At 57.5% G+C, this 15300-nt stretch carries 22 protein-coding genes; 7 read left to right on the forward strand and 15 right to left on the reverse strand.

Translation table 11 applies throughout. The features are described 5' to 3' along the window. Positions 1-29: 29 nt before the first annotated feature. The gene (locus AVO44_RS09890) at positions 30-1994 is read right to left on the reverse strand and encodes an AsmA family protein (protein ID WP_068336092.1); all 1965 of its coding nucleotides are present in this window, start codon (positions 1992-1994) and stop codon (positions 30-32) included. Between the two features lie 96 nt (positions 1995-2090). Here AVO44_RS09890 and rimO point away from each other — a divergent pair, with 96 nt between their 5' ends. Together rimO and AVO44_RS09900 are read left to right on the forward strand one after the other, a co-directional pair. Continuing rightward, entirely contained in the window at positions 2091-3479 is a 1389-nt protein-coding gene (gene rimO, locus AVO44_RS09895) for a 30S ribosomal protein S12 methylthiotransferase RimO (protein WP_068336095.1), read from the forward strand. Between the two features lie 99 nt (positions 3480-3578). Further along, on the forward strand, positions 3579-3977 hold the full coding sequence (locus AVO44_RS09900; RefSeq protein ID WP_068336098.1) for a hypothetical protein: 399 nt from the start codon (positions 3579-3581) through the stop codon (positions 3975-3977). Between the two features lie 5 nt (positions 3978-3982). Here the strand turns inward: AVO44_RS09900 and AVO44_RS09905 are convergent, their stop codons facing one another. Both AVO44_RS09905 and AVO44_RS09910 read right to left on the reverse strand, forming a co-directional pair. Then, positions 3983-4339, reverse strand: coding sequence for a diacylglycerol kinase (locus AVO44_RS09905; RefSeq protein ID WP_068336101.1), 357 nt, complete (start codon positions 4337-4339; stop codon positions 3983-3985). A gap of 129 nt (positions 4340-4468) precedes the next feature. Continuing rightward, entirely contained in the window at positions 4469-4657 is a 189-nt protein-coding gene (locus tag AVO44_RS09910; protein ID WP_068336397.1) for a hypothetical protein, read from the reverse strand. Positions 4658-4886: 229 nt separating this feature from the next. Here AVO44_RS09910 and AVO44_RS09915 point away from each other — a divergent pair, with 229 nt between their 5' ends. Beyond that, positions 4887-5129, forward strand: a complete 243-nt coding sequence (locus AVO44_RS09915) for a CDGSH iron-sulfur domain-containing protein (protein WP_068336104.1) — start codon at positions 4887-4889, stop codon at positions 5127-5129. Here AVO44_RS09915 and AVO44_RS09920 read toward each other — a convergent pair whose 3' ends face one another. From AVO44_RS09920 to AVO44_RS09940, 5 genes are all read right to left on the reverse strand, one after another. Further along, positions 5130-5390, reverse strand: coding sequence for a DUF6455 family protein (locus AVO44_RS09920; RefSeq protein ID WP_068336107.1), 261 nt, complete (start codon positions 5388-5390; stop codon positions 5130-5132). Continuing rightward, on the reverse strand, positions 5390-5659 hold the full coding sequence (locus AVO44_RS09925) for a DUF6455 family protein (RefSeq protein WP_068336110.1): 270 nt from the start codon (positions 5657-5659) through the stop codon (positions 5390-5392). The genes AVO44_RS09920 and AVO44_RS09925 overlap by 1 nt, the downstream gene beginning before the upstream one ends. A 15-nt stretch (positions 5660-5674) precedes the next feature. After that, a complete protein-coding gene (locus tag AVO44_RS09930; RefSeq protein ID WP_068336113.1) occupies positions 5675-5926 on the reverse strand; it encodes a DUF6455 family protein in 252 nt (83 codons plus the stop codon). Between the two features lie 70 nt (positions 5927-5996). Next, positions 5997-6365 carry a YigZ family protein gene (locus AVO44_RS09935; RefSeq protein ID WP_068336116.1) on the reverse strand — a complete coding sequence of 123 codons (369 nt, stop codon included), beginning with the start codon at positions 6363-6365 and terminating at the stop codon, positions 5997-5999. After that, on the reverse strand, positions 6362-7069 hold the full coding sequence (locus AVO44_RS09940; RefSeq protein WP_068336119.1) for a M48 family metallopeptidase: 708 nt from the start codon (positions 7067-7069) through the stop codon (positions 6362-6364). The genes AVO44_RS09935 and AVO44_RS09940 overlap by 4 nt, the downstream gene beginning before the upstream one ends. Before the next feature lie 121 nt (positions 7070-7190). Here AVO44_RS09940 and AVO44_RS09945 point away from each other — a divergent pair, with 121 nt between their 5' ends. Then, complete coding sequence (locus tag AVO44_RS09945) at positions 7191-7439, forward strand: phosphomannomutase (protein ID WP_068336401.1); 249 nt, start codon at positions 7191-7193, stop codon at positions 7437-7439. On the opposite strand, the gene AVO44_RS09950 is transcribed toward AVO44_RS09945, so the two are convergent. Beyond that, the gene (locus tag AVO44_RS09950) at positions 7427-7702 is read right to left on the reverse strand and encodes a DUF167 domain-containing protein (protein WP_068336122.1); all 276 of its coding nucleotides are present in this window, start codon (positions 7700-7702) and stop codon (positions 7427-7429) included. The genes AVO44_RS09945 and AVO44_RS09950 overlap by 13 nt on opposite strands. A 139-nt stretch (positions 7703-7841) precedes the next feature. On the opposite strand from AVO44_RS09950, the gene AVO44_RS09955 reads away from it, so the two are divergent. Continuing rightward, complete coding sequence (locus AVO44_RS09955) at positions 7842-8420, forward strand: nitroreductase family protein (RefSeq protein ID WP_068336124.1); 579 nt, start codon at positions 7842-7844, stop codon at positions 8418-8420. Further along, on the forward strand, positions 8420-9115 hold the full coding sequence (locus tag AVO44_RS09960) for an EI24 domain-containing protein (protein WP_068336126.1): 696 nt from the start codon (positions 8420-8422) through the stop codon (positions 9113-9115). The genes AVO44_RS09955 and AVO44_RS09960 overlap by 1 nt, the downstream gene beginning before the upstream one ends. Positions 9116-9118: 3 nt before the next feature. Here the strand turns inward: AVO44_RS09960 and AVO44_RS09965 are convergent, their stop codons facing one another. Together AVO44_RS09965 and mce are read right to left on the reverse strand one after the other, a co-directional pair. Then, complete coding sequence (locus AVO44_RS09965) at positions 9119-9394, reverse strand: DUF1467 family protein (RefSeq protein WP_068336130.1); 276 nt, start codon at positions 9392-9394, stop codon at positions 9119-9121. Between the two features lie 17 nt (positions 9395-9411). Next, entirely contained in the window at positions 9412-9816 is a 405-nt protein-coding gene (mce, locus tag AVO44_RS09970; protein WP_068336133.1) for a methylmalonyl-CoA epimerase, read from the reverse strand. Positions 9817-9950: 134 nt separating this feature from the next. Between mce and AVO44_RS09975 the strand changes: the two genes are divergently transcribed. Beyond that, a complete protein-coding gene (locus tag AVO44_RS09975) occupies positions 9951-10667 on the forward strand; it encodes a response regulator (RefSeq protein WP_068336136.1) in 717 nt (238 codons plus the stop codon). Positions 10668-10896: 229 nt separating this feature from the next. Here the strand turns inward: AVO44_RS09975 and aspS are convergent, their stop codons facing one another. The 4 genes from aspS to AVO44_RS10000 all read right to left on the reverse strand — a co-directional run bounded on the left by aspS (position 10897) and on the right by AVO44_RS10000 (position 15149). After that, entirely contained in the window at positions 10897-12672 is a 1776-nt protein-coding gene (gene aspS, locus AVO44_RS09985) for an aspartate--tRNA ligase (RefSeq protein ID WP_068336142.1), read from the reverse strand. A gap of 79 nt (positions 12673-12751) precedes the next feature. Next, a complete protein-coding gene (locus AVO44_RS09990) occupies positions 12752-13423 on the reverse strand; it encodes a CPBP family intramembrane glutamic endopeptidase (RefSeq protein WP_068336145.1) in 672 nt (223 codons plus the stop codon). Beyond that, the gene (locus tag AVO44_RS09995) at positions 13420-14013 is read right to left on the reverse strand and encodes an aminotransferase class IV family protein (protein WP_233421967.1); all 594 of its coding nucleotides are present in this window, start codon (positions 14011-14013) and stop codon (positions 13420-13422) included. Before AVO44_RS09995 ends, AVO44_RS09990 begins: the two co-directional genes overlap by 4 nt. Before the next feature lie 8 nt (positions 14014-14021). Then, positions 14022-15149, reverse strand: a complete 1128-nt coding sequence (locus tag AVO44_RS10000; protein ID WP_068336151.1) for an aminodeoxychorismate synthase component I — start codon at positions 15147-15149, stop codon at positions 14022-14024. Positions 15150-15300 lie beyond the last annotated feature (151 nt).

Raw genomic sequence — 15300 nt, forward strand, 5'->3', positions numbered from 1 at the left:
GAGGCTGTTTTTGGGCGCCTTCGGGCGCCCTAATCCGCACCAAGCAGTTTGAGCAGACCTTTCTTCGCCTCTTCCTCAAGCTTTTTCTTCAAGGCATCCTCGGCGCTTTCTCTGTCCGTCACCACGGTGTCCAACTCCTCGCTAACCTTTTCAAAAACCTTTTGCTTGGCATCGTCCTCAAGGTCTTTGAGCTGCCCTTCTGCGGCGGCCTCAATCACTTTGGTCAGGTCCGGTTTGATCGAGGGGCTGCTCCACGGTCCAACAATACGAACGGGCACTGACAGGCCCTGTCCGGAATTGGCCCGCAACGCTGTGGGCGTAAACATATAGTCAAGTGTGCGCGCACCTAGATTGACCTTTCCGGTCCCGTCTGCGCGGAAATTATCCAGTGACATCAACAGATCAGTGTTGGTCAACACACCCTGACCCATCGTGAAACTGGCCGAGAGGCTGTTGAAAACCGTGGTCCCGCCTGCACCCTCGCCACGCCCCATCAAGCGATCTAGGTCCAAGCCTGAGATTACGCCCGGACCCACCTTCAGACTGCCCTTGCCGCTGAGGGATCGCATGATCTGATCTTCGGTTTGCCCAACGCCCAGGAATTCGAACTCACCCGACCCAGTACCTGACAGCCGTTCAACTCCGACCAGTGTAGTCAGGGCTTGCTGAACATCCATGTCTTGCGCCGTCAGCTTGCCGCCAACCGAAAGGCCATTGCGATTGTTAGCCACCACCTGCCCGTTTACTTTCCCCGAAAACAAAGTAGCCGGGTTCATGCCAAGCACTGCGCGGGACCGATCAAGGCTCAGCGTCAGGTCGCTGGGGCCAAGTTTGATTTCGGGCAAAATAATGGATGAGGCCGTCAGGCGAATCTCTCCGTTTGCCAGCGACAGGCTTGAAGCATCGATCGGTGTCGTTGACCATCCATCGCGTGGCGTTGACCCCGCGCCCGCACCTGTGCCAGCCCCAGACGCCGCTGGCGCAGTATTGTATCGCGACAGGTCGATATCGCCACCAGTCAGCCGCGCCGTGACTTTCGGTGGGTCCGATATCTCGATATCTGCCTCACCGGTAAATCGGTTGTTGTCCAACTGCGCCACCATGTTGCGCAGCGAAATGCGTCCGGCACTGGTATAGGTCATCTGCCCTGACACATCGGCCACCCGACCCAATCCCAATGGCACCCCGACGCCTGTCTGCCCAAAAGCCGCCAGCATTTGTTCGGTGTTTGTCGTCTTCACCTCTAACGCGCCATCCATTTCACCAGCGAGGTTAACGCGCCCGTCGAACCCAACCTCACCCCCCGGCGCGCGCAGCGCCAGTTGCAGCGGCGTGACAGCACCCGAGGCGAAAGCCGGCAGGTCCGGGATTTTCAGATCCACACTTACTTTGCCCCCAGGCACAGCCATCTGAGCAGCCATAACCATGGGTGACGCCGGTCCCGGCCAGCTTGCGGACAGATCAACATTGGCAAAGTCGAACTTGGTCGCACCATTCTCAGTATAAATCAGCCGCGCATTGGTGAGTTCCAGTTGATCCAGAGTCACAGCACGCTGCTGTGACGTTTCAGGCGGTGAACTACCTATGCTGCCTGTCACGGCCTTCGGCTCAACCGGCTGGAGCTCCCAATTGCCACGGCCATCGGAAAGCTCCAGCCGCAGCACCGGGTTGTCCGCGACCACGCGCCGAATCCTTAGATCGCCGTTCAACAGCGCTGCGGCGTCTACACCCATAGCGAGGCTTTCAGCGCTCAGCATCGGCTCGGACCCAGCCCAAGGCGCATTTCCAAAGGTCACCGGACCGGCCTCAAGCCCCAAAACCGGCCAGAACGACAGTTTTACGTCCCCTGACAGCTTTAACTTGCGGCCTGTTTCGGTCTTGACCTGTTCGGCCAGAATCGCCGCCAGTTTATCTCCCGGCATCAGCAGCAAGGCGCCGATGACCAGCCCGAATGCCGCGACGAAAATAAAAAGAATGCGCAATAGCCACTTCATTTAACTGCTCTCCGCTTATTTGGCATGCGTTGAAAAGATCATTCAAACCCTGCGCCGCATTTGCAAGAGGAAGCGTTCCCCACTATATGCCGCGCCATGACCACGAACCCGCCAAACCTCCGCCCAGACCTCGCGCCCGCCGCCCGGATGCCCGAGTCGCCACGTTCGAACCAGCCTACGATTGGTATGGTGTCTCTGGGCTGTCCCAAAGCATTGGTCGATAGTGAGCGTATTCTGACCCGCCTGCGCGCAGAAGGATACGGCATTTCGCCAGATTATTCCGGGGCAGATGCCGTAATCGTGAACACCTGTGGGTTCCTCGACAGCGCCAAAGCCGAGTCTCTGGACGCCATTGGTGAGGCTTTGGTGGAAAACGGCAAGGTCATCGTAACTGGCTGCCTGGGCGCGGACCCTGATTATATCCGCAAGCACCACCCGCGCATCATGGCCGTGACGGGGCCGCATCAGTACGAGCAGGTGTTGGATGCCGTCCATTCGGCGGTTCCACCCAATCCCGACCCCTTTGTCGATCTTCTGCCAGCCAGCAGCGTGCAACTAACGCCGCGGCATTACAGCTATCTCAAGATTTCCGAGGGCTGCAATCACAAGTGTAAGTTCTGCATCATCCCAGACATGCGTGGCAAACTGGCCAGTCGTCCGGCGCACGCTGTCCTACGTGAAGCCGAGAAACTGGTCGAAAACGGGGTGCGTGAGCTACTGGTGATCTCGCAGGATACCTCGGCCTATGGGTTGGACCGAAAATATGATGTGAACCCATGGAAAGACCGCGAAGTGCGCAGCCATATCACCGATCTGGCGCGTGAACTGAGTCAACTCGATGCTTGGGTGCGTCTGCACTATGTCTATCCCTACCCGCATGTGCGCGATCTGATTCCCCTTATGGCCGACGCAGGTTGCAACGTTTTACCGTACCTGGATATTCCGTTCCAACACGCCCATCCGGACGTACTGAAACGCATGGCACGCCCTGCCGCCGCCGCGAAAACGCTGGACGAGATTGCCGCGTGGCGCGCAACCTGCCCCGATATCACGCTGCGCTCGACCTTTATTGTCGGCTATCCGGGTGAGACCGAGGCCGAGTTTCAGACCCTCCTCGACTGGATGGATGAGGCGCAACTGGATCGCGTCGGTTGCTTTCAATACGAAAACGTCGATGGCGCGCGTTCCAACGACTTGCCGGATCATGTTCCAGCCGAAGTCAAACAAGACCGCTGGGACCGCTTTATGGAAAAAGCGCAGTCGATTTCCGAGGCGAAACTGGCCGCCAAAGTTGGTCAAATCATTGATGTGATCGTGGACGAGGTCGATGACGAGGCCGCCACCTGCCGCACCAAATCGGATGCGCCCGAGATCGACGGTAACCTGTTCATTGATGAAGCGCATGAAAACCTGAAGCCCGGCGACATTGTCCGGGTTGAGGTGGACGAGGCCGGTGAATACGATCTGTGGGGTAAGCTGGCCTGACACCGTCACCTGCAATGGCCGAAATCTGACCCAATTTACTGGCTTTTTATAACGGAAGGGTTGATCATAACTGGGCAGCCAGCCAGGAAGGAGGGCTCAATGTCCTATCCGCGCCTCTTTGACCTGAAATATGTGATGGCCATCCTTGCCGCCCAGCTTTGCGCCTTACCTGCCATTGCCGACTCTTACCGATCGGGCGGATTCATAATCATAGGCTCCACACCGCCAAGCTTTTTGGACCATAGCAAACACAAGGTGCATCGGTACTATGGTGCGCCAAGAGTCTATCACCCGAAACCCGAGCATGAGTACAAGGCCAAACCGGACCACTACCACCACAGGGCCAAGCCCAAACTCCGCTATTTCAAACCGGTCAGGCGTCACCATCAAACGGTACGCGGCTTCCGCAACAAACACGCCTCACCGTATTTCATTCAAAGACGTTATGGCATTCAGCGCCGTGGTTTACGCTTTGGCGGCGACTGGCGAAAGCACTGAGCCAACTACACCAGACTCAGCAGCCCGATCACCCAAGCCACCCCGGCTGCCACCGCCGTTACAGCAACAGCCGCACTAGCTGCATCCTTCGCTTGGCCGGCTAACCTGTTGTGATCGGTTGACGTGTGATCGACAGCACGCTCAATCGCGGTGTTGAACAGCTCGGCGACCAGAACAAGCAACCCCAGAACCAGTATCAAAGCACGCATCCCGTCGCCCAACGGCAGCCAAACAACCAGCAGCGCCGACAAGATGTTTGCCCAAACCCAAGTACGAAATGAATACTCTTCACGCCACGCGACAACCAGCCCCTGCCAGCTCCAGCGCGTACGATTCTTGAGGCGGACAAAAAAGGTTCTCATTTGCCGTCGATATCCTGTTGTATTGAGTTCCGGCCCTCAACGCAGTGTATTGGGCACGAAAAAGCCGCCCGAGGGCGGCCTGATCTTTGGTCGCGAGCGAGCGGCCTGGCAGAGCCGCCCGCGTCATCCTTATTGCGAGACCGGGTTACAGACGGTCTGGCCCGCTTCGGTCGTTGCCAGCTCGGTCCCGGCCGGGCAGCTTGGCGTACCGAATTTGTCATACTCGGGGGTGATGAAAACCGGTGCCGGCTCCTCTTGTTGCGAGCAAGCCGCCAAAACAAGGGCAAATGCGCCAACGGCGACAAATTTGAGTTTCATGTCCGTCATTCCTCTATTAATTTTCTGATATTGCCCGAGTATTTGGGGCCTCAGGTAGGATACGGCCTGAATGGTATTTTTGCAACGCAATCAATCACAAAGTCGTGAATAAAGGCGGAACAACGCCGGTAAACCCCTCAGAAACTGCAAGTTTATGAGCAAACGCTACCGTTTTCCGTATGTCGCCCTAAACTGTTGTCATGACATTTGCGAAAGACGGAGTAGCCACATGCCAGACCAACCAGCCATTGCGCAAAAAGGCCCCTACGCGGTCGATGTGATCGAAGGGAAAAGCTATTTCTGGTGTGCCTGTGGGCTGTCCAAGCGCCAGCCTTTCTGCGACGGCTCCCACAAAGATACCGATCTTGAGCCCGTCAAGTACACGGCGGAAAGCAGCAAGAAAGTCTTTTTCTGTGGCTGTAAATGCAGCGCGAACCCGCCCTTATGCGATGGGTCACACTCTGGGTTGTAGTCAGGTTTTTAACGGGTTCAAAAGATCGGCGCTGGCACAAAATTCCGGGGCCTCATGGGCCTCGGACTGCTGCCGTGACAACCATAACGCACATCGATCACTGCACTGTGCCGCTCGACAACGACCGACCATTTCTGCGTAGCGGTCCGGCGTTAGTCGCCCTGTCGCCATAGCTTCGGACAGCGAGATATTCATGCATCGCGCCACCGAGCGGGTAAGCCAGAAATGTTGCTCAACATCCTCTAAATTGTCTTTTGCCATCAGACTTCCTGACTTGAACGGGTTTGCAACGCCGCAAACCGTTGCCGATTCCTGCAGGTCTGCGGCGCATTTTTTACGGTTTCATGCCGGTCCAGCCACTCAGGGCATCGATTGGCCCAGTCGCAGCCCCGGCACTGATGAACCATCTCAGCCCAGTCCTGCTGTGTCAGATGCCCTTGTTCATGCGCTGCCACGATGTCCGCGCCGGTTGCCCGCCCCATCCGCAGGACAAGTCGAAGATGGGTCATGATCTCTCCGAGATGGGGCATGGAACACTCCTGTCGTTAAGGGATCAGTTTGCTGAGCAACTCTTGATTACGGCAATACTCTGGCGTTTTGTCCACTTGGCCGGATTGCTTCAGATACCCCTCGCAATGCGCGGGGTTGGCGCATCCGGTGCATCGCAAGACGGCTTCGGAAAGCTCGTCGAGCGAAACGTCGCCATCTATCGCCGACTGTTGAAGGTCCACGCCAAGCTTGGTCGCCATTTCATCGACCAGACCCGCATGGTGTTTCAGAACTTCACGGTTGGGCATGAGCAGATTTCTCCCTGTCGCACGTCCAGAACAGGGTATCGCAACCTTGCGCGCGGGCATTTGACTCAGGTCAAAGCCCGGCCCCGACGTGATCCAGATAGGTGCGGGTGGCATCCTGAACCCGGCGAAAACGGTCCCCGCCCAGTTTTTTGCCACCATACCATCGGGTGACGACCACCACATGCCCGTCCAGTCCGGCCCGCTCCAGCATGCGCAGGATCACCATACCGGCACCACTTTCCCCATCATCCGCCTTGAGCGCACCTGTCGGCAAAATGGCTGCCCACGTGTTATGCGTCGCCTTGGCATAGGCTTTGTCAGACTTGAGATCCTGCAACACCGCGTCAACATCCGTGCGCGTATGGACAGGTGCACCCGAAACAGCGTATTTCGATCCTCGATCCGTCAGGATCACGCCCAGTCGTGTCAAAGATGTCATTCCGTCAGACCCAGCTGCCTTGCCGTTTCGACAACGATCTGAACACGCTCGGCGTTTGGGGGATGGGTGCCCAAAAACTCGTCACCAGGATCGGGAAGCCGATCAAAATACTTTGCGCCGACCAAAGGATCATACCCGGCGTTGTGGGTTATAATCGTACCCAACTGATCCGCCTCAAGCTCGAAGTCTTTCACATTCACCTGCACGCCAACTTCAGCGCCAAGTTTTTGTGACCGTTCAAGCTCTTTCCCGTCCTCGCCATACAACTTTCCCAAATCATTGAAGATCGCGGCGCTTTCCTGAGCGATTTCGGTCTGTCGGGCAATATGTCCCAACACGTGATGCGCTGTCTCATGCGCCATTACAAAAGCCAGCTCGTCCGGATTCTTGGCGGATTGAATCATCGAGCGGGTGAAGATGATGACTGGCTGATCCTGTTTGTCGAGGGTCTGGAACGCATTGACTGGGGCGCGAGGGTTGAGGTCAACCAGAATTGTGAAATCGCAGTTGCTGACCTTGGACTGGCGCAGGCATTCGGCGCGGGCCGCTTTGCCGACGGCGCGGCTGATATCCTGAAAAGCCACAGCGTCCACCTGAAAATCGCCCGAATCCGGCGACCATTCCTCTGCTGGTTGCACGCGCAGGAAGTCTGCGCTGCATGCCACCAGCACCAGAGGAAACAGCAAAAAAGTCAGACGGCGCATAGATGTTCCTTTGAAACGGCTACCCGTTTTTTTAACCATAGCTATGTCACGGCGGTTCCGCCACTGCCAGATTGTGCGGCAACGGGTTGCATTGCGGCGCGGCACCTTGCACTCTGACTGCATGTTTTCGATTGAGCATGAATTCGACGCGACGGTTATCACCCTGGTAGACGAAGGCCCTGCGCCTTTGCAGGAGGACGTCGTCATCAACAGCTTCGCCGAATGTGTGACGCTTGAGCAGTTTGACCCACGGACAGAGCAGATACAGAAGATAACCCTGTCGCCCGAACAGGTTCGCGATCTGGCCGCTGCACTTGATTTGCCGGAAGGGGTGTATCAAATTCACGAACGGCCAAGTCAGGGCGCATAGACGAACAGCTTGTCACGCGCGCTATGCCCTTGTTTCAGGATCAGGTCGGACGGGGCAACGCCCATAGCCATCGCGAGTATCCGGCGCACAGCATCATTTGCCTTGCCGTTTTCGGGTGGCGCGGTCACAGCTATGCGGATCATGCCTTTGTCAGACGCGATACTGTCCCTTGCGGCTTTTGGCGTTACCTTCACAGGAATCGCCGTGCCTGACCGGGCGTAACTGCTGAGATCAGGTACATTGCGCAATTTTGGTTTAGCCAAGTTGTCCCCCCTCTGCCCCCGATCACTGTTGCACAGGAGACAGAGGCGTGAAATTGATCCCAAGCGTCCAGCGTAGTGCACTTGAAACAAGCCAGATGTTCAACCAGGTACAGACTGTTTATGTGAAGGAAGTTAACATATGTCTTTGAAGAATCCGACCGCTCTGGAATTTCTGCAATCGCGTCGGTCGCGCCCTGCGAAGTCACTGATTGCCCCGGCGCCGTCACGTGACGAGCTGTTACCCCTGCTGACCGCCGCAGCCCGCAGCCCCGACCACGGCAAGCTGGAACCGTGGCGTTTTATCGTGCTTGAGAAAGGCGCAATGCCGCGCTTGTCTGCGCTGACGCATGACCGGGGCGTTGCCTTGGGCAAAACCCCTGAGGAGATCACCAAGGCCCAAAGCCAGTTCGATATGGGTCATCTGGCCGTAGCGGTGATTGAAGTGCAAAAGCCATCGGAGAAGATCCCCGCAATCGAGCAGACCTATTCCGCAGGCGCTGTTTGCCTGGCCCTTTTGAACGCGGCCCTTGCAGCGGGTTGGGGCGCGAACTGGCTGTCCGGCTGGCAGGTTCACGACCCTGAATTCTGCCATCACGCGTTTGATTTGCAGGACAATGAACGTGTCGCTGGCCTGATCCACATCGCAACCGAAGGCACGACCCCGCCGGAACGTCCCCGGCCGGATGTTGCGGCCATCACAGAATGGGTCTCTGAGTGATGATACTGAGTGCGTTCTTCGCGGCACTGGGCCAGATCGGTGATCCCAAGTTTCGCGCCGTCCTGCTTCGGGGTGTTGGTCTGACGATCATACTGCTGATCCTCGCCTGCGCCGGGGCAATCTGGCTGATCAATCGGTTGTCTGGCGATGAGATAGCTCTGCCGTGGATCGGCACCGTGCCGTGGTTGAACGACGTTCTGAACTACTCTGGCATCTTTGTCGTGCTGATCTTGCCGGTGTTCCTGATGGTGCCGGTTGCCTCGGCGATTACATCCATGTTTTTGGAAGAGGTCGCGCAAGCTGTTGAGGATAAACATTATCCCACCCTGCCCGCAGTTCCCGGCATCCCGTTCAGCGAAGGGTTAAGGGATGCGATAGGGTTTATGGGGGTGCTGATCGTGGCCAACCTTCTGGCTCTGATCCTCTATGCGATTTTCACGCCGTTGGCACCGTTCATATTCTGGGCCATGAATGGTTTCTTGCTGGGCCGTGAATACTTCACGCTGGCTGCGATGCGCCGCGTTGGGCGTGAAGGTGCGCGCAAGTTGCGGACCAAGCACTCCGCAACTATCTGGCTGGCGGGAACGTTGATGGCTATTCCCTTGTCGGTGCCTTTGGTGAACCTGTTGATCCCAATACTGGGGGCCGCAACTTTCACGCACTTGTATCACAAGCTGACAGGATCCACCGCCTGATAGCTACTCGCGCGGCTCCAACTGGTTCAGCCAGTCAAAATCGCGCACCGAAATCACACCCGAGATGATGATCCCTGCGATAATGGCCCAGAGCACCACCGAGATCCCGGTGGTGATCCACATTTTCTTCTTCATGTGATGAACTTCAGGCGCACCCGCATGCGTACCGGGCACGATTTCGCCCAGGTCGCCCTGCGTTTTGATGCGGATCGGCAATACGACCAACAACGTCATGAACCAAATGACGGCGAACAGTACTAATGCAGCAGTGATCGTCATGACAGCCCCTTTTCAAATTAGACCTGCTCAAGCTCGACCAGGCAGCCGTTGAAATCCTTGGGATGCAGGAACAGCACCGGCTTGCCATGCGCACCAATCTTGGGCTCACCCGACCCCAGAACACGGGCACCGGTTTCCTTCAGATGGTCGCGGGCAGCGATGATGTCGTCAACCTCATAACAGACATGATGAATGCCCCCGGCGGGGTTCTTTTCCAGAAAGCCGTTGATCGGGCTGTCATCGCCCAGCGGATAGAGCAGTTCAATCTTGGTGTTCGGAAGCTCGATGAACACAACCGTCACGCCGTGATCAGGTTCATCCTGCGGTGAGCCGACCTTGGCACCCAGCGCACTCCGATACTGCTCGGAAGCGGCCTCAAGATCAGGTACGGCAATGGCAACGTGGTTCAGACGACCAATCATAATACTCTCCTCCGTTCTGCGTTGCAGCGGTTATGAGGGCTGCAGAGACAAAGAACAAGTGCGCCAAATTGCCGTTAACCCTGTGTTAGCCAGAAGTTCCTAGCTTGAGGCATCTGCTGATTAGGAGTTCTGCTATGGATGATTCGAGCCCCTTCGCCTCTCCCGCTCAGCCAACGGCCACACGGCCGCTGCTGGGTCAAACCATTCTGGTTGTTGAAGACAGCCGTTATGCCTGTGACGCCATCCGGCTGATGTGTTTACACAGCGGCGCGCGCATCCGACGTGCGGATTGTCTGAAATCAGCACGCCGCCACCTGCAGCTTTATCGGCCTTCAGTCATTCTGGTGGATATCGGACTGCCGGACGGCTCTGGCGACGAACTGATCGCTGAACTGTCGCAAGCTACGCCGCGTATCGGCGCCATTTTGGGAATGTCGGGCGATGACCACGCGCAGGATACAGCCCTTCGCGCAGGGGCGGATGGGTTTCTTGCCAAGCCGTTAAAGTCGCTGTCATATTTTCAGCAACTTATCTTGAACAGTCTGCCCGAGGATCGCCGCCCCAACAGCCTGCACGCCGTTCGGGATGAAATCATTTGCCCAGATCCAATGGCCTATCAGGATGACATGGCTCACATTGCCGAAGTGCTGACCGAGCCGAATGATCGCAGGACCCTGGATTATGCTGCGCAATTCCTTCGGGGGGTTGCCGAACATGCCGAAGACGCCGTGTTGGCGGATGCGGCGCAAAAACTGGCCGAATCCCGTGCCAGCAGCACACCCGTGACGGCCTTGACGGCTCAGGTTGCCGGCATCGTCCAGACACGGTTGCAACAACGCGAGGCGATTTGAGATGCTAACGGCTTATTTCCTGACGGTCACAATCGTAAGTATTTGGATATACTTCCAGGTCCGCGCCACGGCACGCGGCATCAGGGTTGCGCGCAGGTCGCTACCCTGCGTGCAGCACATCCTATCCGAAAACGGTCAGGATCACGCTTTAGCGTTGATGCCATGCAACGCGCTTGAACGCCACACCCCAGGGAAGAAACCCGCCGCGGGCGATGCGGCGGGTACGTGATCATTCCTGTGGGATAATGCGAAGCCCCAGTTCCATCAACTGATCTGAGGTTGGGTCGGATGGCGCGTCCATCATCAAGTCTTCGGCTCGTTGATTCATCGGGAACATCATGACCTCTCGGATGTTGGCCTCATCAGCCAAAAGCATCACGATCCGGTCAATTCCCGCGGCGCAGCCACCATGTGGCGGGGCGCCATAGTGGAACGCATTGTAGAGCGCGCCAAAGCGGCTTTTCACCTCATCCTCGCCGTAGCCTGCAAGCTCAAAGGCTTTCAACATGATTTCAGGCTTATGGTTCCGGATCGCACCCGAGACAATCTCATACCCGTTGCAGGCAAGGTCATATTGGTAACCCCTAACCTCAAGCGGATCGCCATTCAGCGCGTCCATCCCGCCCTGCGGCATTGAGAAGGGGTTGTGTTCAAAGTCGATAGCGCCGGTTTCTTCATCCTGCTCGTAAATCGGGAAATCCACGATCCAGGCAAAGGCGAAACGGTCTTTTTCCATCAGGCCAAGCTCTTCGCCGATCACATCGCGCGCCTTACCGGCGACCTTTTCAAAGGTTTTCGGCTTTCCGCCGAGGAAGAACGCCGCGTCGCCTACGCCCAGACCCAATTGCTGGCGGATCGCCTCGGTCCGTTCCGGTCCGATGTTTTTCGCCAGTGGACCTGCGGCCTCCATACCCTGACCTTGATCCCGCCAGAAGATGTAGCCCATGCCGGGCAGGCCTTCTTTCTGGGCAAATGCGTTCATGCGGTCACAGAACTTACGGCTGCCCCCGGTGGGCGCAGGGATGGCGCGAATTTCGGTGCCCTCCTGCTCAAGCAGCTTTGCGAAAATCGCGAAGCCAGACCCGCGGAAGTGGTCAGAGACCACTTGCATTTTAATGGGGTTCCGCAGATCCGGCTTGTCTGTGCCATACCACAGTGCTGCGTCCTTGTAGGAAATCTGCGGCCAGTCCTGATCAACCTTTCGGCCACCGCCGAATTCTTCGAAAACGCCGGTCAGGACAGGCTGGATCGTGTCGAACACGTCCTGCTGCTCGACAAAGGACATCTCAAGGTCGAGCTGATAGAAATCGGTGGGCGAACGGTCCGCGCGCGGGTCTTCGTCACGGAAGCACGGCGCGATCTGGAAATACTTGTCGAATCCCGACACCATGATCAGCTGCTTGAATTGCTGCGGAGCTTGCGGCAGCGCATAGAATTTGCCCGGGTGCAGGCGCGACGGAACAAGAAAATCGCGCGCGCCCTCTGGCGACGACGCGGTAATGATCGGCGTCTGATATTCGCGGAATCCCTGATCCCACATGCGGCGACGCATTGAGGCGACAACGTCCGAGCGCAAAGTCATGTTGCGCTGCATCCCCTCGCGGCGCAGGTCCAGGTAGCGATGGCGCAATCGCGTTTCCTCGGGGTATTCCTGATCGCCAAAGACCATCAGAGGCAATTCCTCTGCCGCGCCCAGAACCTCAAGCTCACGCACGTAAACTTCGATCTCACCAGTTGGCAGTTTCGGGTTCACCAAATCGGCGTCACGCGCTTTTACCGTGCCGTCGATGCGGATACACCATTCCGAGCGCACTTTCTCAAGCTCTTCAAAGGCCGCGCTGTCACCGTCGCACAGAATTTGCGTCACACCAAAATGGTCGCGCAGGTCTATGAACAGGACGCCGCCGTGATCTCGAACACGATGCACCCAACCAGACAGGCGAACGGTGTCGCCAACATTGGCGGCGGTCAGAGCGGCGCAGGTGTGGCTGCGGTAGGCGTGCATGGATCATATCCCTTCGGGCGCAGAATTCGTCGCGCCGATACACCGCGTCAGGCAGCGAAAGTCAAGGCGGGTCTACCGCTCAAAACGGCCTTTGCACGTTACCTGAGTAGAAATAGACACCCAGACCGGCAGCAAAGATGATGTTACCTGCAATCGCGTGCAGAAGAACCGCGTAGAAAAACGATCCGCGCCTGCGGTAGGCCCAGGTGAACAGCAGCCCTCCGGCAAAGGTCATGGCGGCGACGATCCAGCTCCAGTACATCAAATGCGCCAGAGAAAACACTGCTGCATTCAGCAGATAGGCCGCCCATCCGTTCGGCAGAATCGCGTGATAGCGACGGAAAAACAAAGAGCGGAACAACAGCTCTTGCGGCAGGGCCGACAGCACAGGGTAGCCAAGCCAGATAACCAGCAAGAATTCCGGCCGGTTGCGCAGCAGGAAAAACGCCGCCTCCGGTCGTGTGACCATGACAACAGCGGCACAGAATGCGGTCATGAAAACGGCAAACACGGCGAGTTCGGGCCAGGACCAGTTGCGCCAATTATACCGCAGTTCGGCCCAGGCAAAGCCGCGTGTGAAGTGCAGCAACACGATGCCAAGGGCTGTGAAGGTGAACAGAGACGGGAACATCCAGTTGGGTGGAAAGAACACCGCAATCAGCACCGGTGCAGCAATGAAAAACAGCCCAAACTCGAGCCGCAACCGCAATTGCGGTGCCGCGCTGTCGGCCCAATCGGTTTGTTTGCTCACTGTATTGCTAGCTCCGCCCGGATTAGGCCACGCAACGAATTCCCTACGTAAAGCTTTTCCGCGTTTTTTAGGTCGGTTAGGGTCAGGGTGGCTTCGGTTACCCGTTCGTTATCAAGCAATTCTTGCCGCAGTATGCCCGGCAATACGCCACTGGTCAGAGCGGGCGTCAGGCGGCGTCCGTCCGGCATGTGCACGAACAGATTGGTGATCGTGCCTTCGCACAGCTCTGCGCGTTCGTTCAGGAACAAAACCTCGTCGATGCCTTCTGGCAACGCCGCACGTGCGGTATCATAGACGGAACGCTGCGTCGTCTTGTGCCGCAGCCAGAGATCCGATGCAATCAGACGTGTTTCGGCGATAGTCACCCGCCAGACCGCGGGGTTATAGGCCAGTTTTGCGGTTGTCAGATCAAACTGCCCATCCACAGCCAAGGTTAGCCGGCACCTTAACGGTATTTCCCCCGCGACCTTATCAAGTTTTTCACCAGCAAGCCCCGCATCGAATGGAATGCCGAATACGTCTGCGGTTCGTGCCATGCGCGCCAAGTGGCGGTCACGCCGCACAAAGCCTTGCCCGGGCCGAAAAGCCATGGTTTCGATTATGCGGAAGTCAGGGTCAGTTGGTGGGCAAAGCGGGCTTTCCATAGCGCTTCCTCGTATTCTGATGGGGCCGTGCTGTCCCAGACTACGCCGCCGCCCACGTTAAGGGTGGCCTTGCCATCCTCGACCATCAAGGTTCGGATCGCCACGTTGAACTCGGACCGTCCGTCAGGCGCTGCCCAACCAATCGCTCCGCAATAGATATCGCGGGGCCAAGGTTCGAGGTCAGACAAAATCTCCATCGCGCGAATCTTGGGCGCACCAGTGATCGAGCCGCAAGGAAACAGCGCGGTCAGAATGGTCGAAAGCTCTGCCCCCAGATGCAATTGCGCCCGCACCAATGAGATCATCTGATGCACGGTCGCATAAGTCTCAACCTTGAACAGTTCGGGCACTTTGACCGAACCGGGTAACGCAACGCGACTGATATCGTTGCGCAACAAATCGACAATCATCAGGTTCTCAGCCCGGTTTTTCGCGTCGGTCGAAAGAAAGGCACGGCGGCGGGCGTCCTCGGCCATGTCATCACTGCGCGGCTGGGTGCCCTTCATCGGACGGGTTTCAATCCCGCGCTCGGCGTCGGTGCGAAAGAACAACTCGGGCGAACGACTCAATAAGTCTGGCAAGCCGTCCTGCTGCACCAAAGCCCCGTAGCCAACCGGCTGGCCGGCGGTGAGCGCGGCATAGAGCGAAGCACTGTCGCCCTTGGCGATCAGGTCGATGGGAAAGGTCAGGTTTGCCTGATAGATATCCCCTGCCCCGATGGCGTCATGAACCTGTTTAAAGGCTTGTGTATACCGCGCCTCATCCCAACGCGGTACAAAACCGCTGACCTCACCGCGTGCTGGCGGCAGGGCACGCTGCGTCGGCGCCTCATACACGCCGAAGCACAACAAAGGCAGGCGGCGGTTCTTGGGTAAACGTTCGGCAAGGCGCGGTTCCAGTGTATAGCCAAGCTCATAACTGGCATATCCTGCCAACCACGCGCCGTTCGCGCGCGCCTGATCCAGCGCCACCAGGGCCTGGGGCACATCGTCCGGCTTGTCTGCACGGATCACATCGGCTGGCTGGTCGAAACTGGTTCCCGGCCCGGCTGGCCCCTGATCGAAACGAATACGCAAGTGCATCCTCATTTGTCGTGCTGCGCGATATAGAGGATACGGCGGCGAGGGAAAGAGAGGAAAGCGGCAATTTCACCGCTGTTTCCGATACCTCTTGAACCTTTTCGCGCGGTCCCTATAACGCAGGACAATTTGGGCGCTTGGGGGTGCCCTGACT

It is taken from the genome of Ruegeria profundi (assembly GCF_001507545.1).
Lineage (GTDB): Bacteria > Pseudomonadota > Alphaproteobacteria > Rhodobacterales > Rhodobacteraceae > Ruegeria > Ruegeria profundi.